General features: G+C 62.4%; 2 protein-coding genes. Both read right to left on the reverse strand.

Translation table 11 applies throughout. From position 1 onward, the window contains the following. A partial coding sequence (locus tag Q8K05_RS07945; RefSeq protein ID WP_305246047.1) for a 3-hydroxyacyl-CoA dehydrogenase/enoyl-CoA hydratase family protein occupies positions 1 to 1,887 on the reverse strand: 1,887 nt, incomplete at its 3' end. A gap of 134 nt (positions 1,888 to 2,021) precedes the next feature. Beyond that, a complete protein-coding gene (locus tag Q8K05_RS07950) occupies positions 2,022 to 3,818 on the reverse strand; it encodes an acyl-CoA dehydrogenase C-terminal domain-containing protein (RefSeq protein WP_305246049.1) in 1,797 nt (598 codons plus the stop codon). Between the last annotated feature and the right edge of the window lie 61 nt (positions 3,819 to 3,879).

Consider the following 3,879-nt stretch of genomic DNA (forward strand, 5'->3'; position numbering starts at 1 on the left):
GCCGGCGCCGGGCACCAGGCCCACGCCCACTTCAACCAGGCCGAGGTAGCTTTCCATGGCCGCCACGCGTTTGGCCGAATACACGGCCATTTCGCAGCCGCCGCCCAGCGCCAGGCCGCGCATGGCCGACACCACCGGCACGGCGGCATAACGCAGCTTGAGCATCACGCTTTGCAGCTCGGCCTCGGCCCCTTCAACAGCACCGACGCCGCCGATCATGAAGCCGGTCAACATGGTTTGCAGGTCGGCGCCGGCAGAGAACATCGCATCGTTGGACCAGATCACCAGGCCCTTGTAGCCGGCCTCGGCCAGGTCCACGCCCAGGGCCAGCCCTTCGGCCACGCCGGGGCTGATCACATGCATCTTGGTCTTGATGCTGGCGATCAGCACATCATTCTGGTCGCCGTCCAGCGTCCACAGGCGAATCGCATCGTCCTCGTGCAGCGTCGTGCCAGCCGTTTCAAAAGTTGGCGCGTTGGCGCCCAGCACGTCTTCCGGAAAAAGCTGGCGCGCATACACCGGCAGCTTGCGGCGTGGAATGAATTGCTGGGCCGAGGCGCTCCAGGAGCCGTCTGGCGTATGCACGCCGCCTGCCTCTGCCACCGGACCGTTGAACACCCAGTCCGGCAGCGGCGCATTGACCAGCGCCTTGCCCGCGTTGATGTCTTCCTTGATCCAGTTGGCCACCTGCAGCCAGCCGGCTTCTTGCCACAACTCGAACGGACCCTGGCTTGCACCAAAGCCCCAGCGCATCGCAAAGTCAATGTCGCGCGCGCTTTCGGCAATGCTTGCCAGATGCACGGCGGCATAGTGAAACTGATCGCGCAAGATCGCCCACAAAAAACGCGGCTCGGCGCCTTCGGCATTGCGCAAGAGCTTGAGTCGCTCGCCGGCCGGCTTTTTCAGCATGCGGCCGACCACGTCGTCGGCCTTGGCGCCGCCAGCCACGTACGCCATGCTTTCAGGGTCCAGCCGCAAAATGTCGCGCCCCACTTTTTTGTAGAAACCGGCACCGGTTTTTTGGCCCAGGCTTTTGGCTTCGAGCAGCCTGGCCAGCACGGGCGGCGTGCCGTACATGCCGGCGAACGGGTCGGCAATTTTTCCCTCGCCGAGCTTGTCCTGCAGCGTCTTGATGACGTGCGCCATGGTGTCGAGCCCCACCACGTCGGCGGTACGGAAGGTGCCCGAGCTGGCGCGGCCCAGTTTTTTGCCGGTCAGGTCATCGACCACGTCATAGCTCAGGCCAAAGGCTTCGGCTTCTTTCATCGTGGCCAGCATGCCGGCGATACCGACACGGTTGGCGATGAAGTTGGGCGTGTCGTGCGCGCGGATCACGCCCTTGCCGAGCGCGCTGGTGACAAAGGCTTCCAGGTTGTCGAGCACTTTGGGCTCGGTGGTCGGCGTATTGATCAGCTCGACCAGCGTCATGTAGCGTGGCGGGTTGAAAAAATGGATGCCGCAGAAACGCGGCTTGATCGATTCGGGCAGCGCCTCGCTGAGCGTGGTGATGGACAGGCCCGAGGTGTTGCTGGCCACGATCGCGCCTTCGGCAATGAAGGGCGCGATCTTGTGGTACAGGTCGCTCTTCCAGTCCATGCGCTCGGCAATGGCTTCTATGATCAGGTCGCACTCCTTGAGCAGGCCCATGTGCTCTTCGTAGTTGGCCTGCTGGATCAGCGCGGCGTCTTCAGGCACGCCCAAGGGTGCGGGCTTGAGCTTTTTCAGGCCTTCAATGGCCTTGGCGACGATGCCATTTTTGGGACCTTCCTTGGCGGGCAGGTCAAACAGCACCACCGGCACCTTGCAATTGACCAGGTGGGCGGCAATTTGCGCGCCCATCACGCCTGCGCCGAGCACGGCGACTTTTTTTACGGTGAATTTTTGCATGGTGTATTCCTTTATCGGAGAGCCCTCACCCCAACCCTCTCCCAGAGGGCGAGGGGGATAAAGCGGAGATGACTGACTGGCTCCCTCCCCCACTGGGGGAGGGCAGGGGTGGGGGCAAGCCCGGTGCACATTTTTTATGCCAGCGCTGCGTCGGTGTCCATCAGCGACCGGCTGCCGCTGCGCGCCGTGCGCATGAGCGTTGCGGTTTCGGGCAACAGCCTGGCAAAATAAAACCGCGCTGTCTGTACCTTGGCCAGGTAAAACTGATCGGTGTTGCCGGCGGCAATTTCGCGCAGCGCCACCTGTGCCATGCGGGCCCAGAAGTAGCCAAACACCAGGTGGCCCGCCACCCGCAGGTAGTCCACCGCGGCCGCGCCCACTTCGTCGGGATTTTGCAGGCCCTTGAAGCCGATCTCGGTGGTGAACTTGGTCATCTGCTCGGCCAGAATCGCCAGCGGGTTGATGAACTCGGCCATTTTTTCGTTGACGCCTTCTTCGGCGATCAGCGCGCTAATCAGTTTGCCAAACTTTTTGAGCGTCGCGCCGTTGTTGCCCAGCACCTTGCGGCCCAGCAGGTCGAGCGACTGGATGGTGTTGGTGCCTTCATAAATCATGTTGATGCGGTTGTCGCGCACCAGCTGCTCCATGCCCCATTCCTTGATGTAGCCGTGGCCGCCAAACACCTGCATGCAGGCGTTGGTGGCAAGGTGTCCGTTGTCGGTCAGGAAGGCCTTGACGATGGGCGTGAGCAACGCGACGATTTCGCCGGAGTCCTTGCGCACTTTTTCGTCAGGGTGGTGCAGCTCCTTGTCCAGCAGCAGCGTGCAGTAAATCGCCATGGCACGGCCGCCTTCCGCGTAGGCCTTGGCCGTCAGCAGCATCTTGCGCACGTCGGGGTGAACGATGATCGGGTCGGCGGCCAAGTCCTTGGCTTTCACCCCTGTCAGCGAACGCATCTGGATGCGGTCTTTGGCATAGGCAAGCGCGTTCTGGTATGCCACTTCGGTCAGGCCCAGCGACTGGTTGCCGACGCCCAGGCGGGCCGCATTCATCATCACGAACATCGCGGCCAGGCCCTTGTTGGGCGCGCCGACCATCGTGCCCACGGCGCCGTCGAGCACCATCTGACAGGTCGCGTTGCCGTGGATGCCCATCTTGTGCTCCAGGCTGCCGCAGTAAATGCCGTTGCGCGAACCCAGCGAGCCGTCTTCATTGACATTGAACTTGGGCACGGCAAACAGGCTGATGCCCTTGCTGCCCTGCGGCGCATCGGGCAGGCGCGCCAGCACCAGGTGCACGATGTTGCTGGTCATGTCGTGCTCGCCGGCGCTGATGAAAATCTTGTTGCCGGTCAGCTGGTAGCTGCCGTCGGCTTGAGGCTCGGCCTTGGTTCGCAGCAGGCCCAGGTCGGTGCCGCAATGGGCTTCGGTCAGGCACATGGTGCCGGTCCACTCGCCGCTGGTGAGCTTGGGCAGGTAGATCTTTTTCTGCGCGTCGGTGCCGTGGGCATGCAGCGCCTCGTAAGCGCCATGCGACAGGCCGGGGTACATGGTCCAGGCCTGATTGGCCGAGTTCATCATCTCGTAAAAACACTGGTTGACCACAAAAGGCAAGCCCTGACCGCCGTACTCGGGGTCGCAGCTCAGCGCCGCCCAACCACCGTCCACATACTGCGCATAGGCTTCCTTGAAGCCTTTGGGCGGCGTCACTTCATGGGTGGTCTTGTCGAGCGTGCAGCCCTCCTCGTCGCCGCTGATGTTGAGCGGAAAGGTGACTTCAGACGCAAATTTACCGCCTTCTTCAAGCACGGCATTGATGGTGTCGGCATCAATGTCGGCGTACCTGGGCAAGACCTTGAACTCGTCGATGACCTTGAGCACTTCGTGCATGACGAATTGCATGTCGCGCAGAGGGGGGTTGTAGGTGGGCATGGTTACTCCTGGGAGGGGGAAGAAAGGGGGGACAGGAACGCGCGGGCCGAAGCTGGGGACG

It is taken from the genome of Polaromonas sp., from assembly GCF_030682935.1.
In the GTDB taxonomy this organism is placed as follows: Bacteria; Pseudomonadota; Gammaproteobacteria; order Burkholderiales; family Burkholderiaceae_C; genus Polaromonas.

What these genes read in the sequence shown, in the direction of transcription:
- Q8K05_RS07950 (WP_305246049.1), bottom strand. Translation starts at nt 3,818, where the DNA reads ATGCCCACCTACAACCCCCCTCTGCGCGACATGCAATTCGTCATGCAC.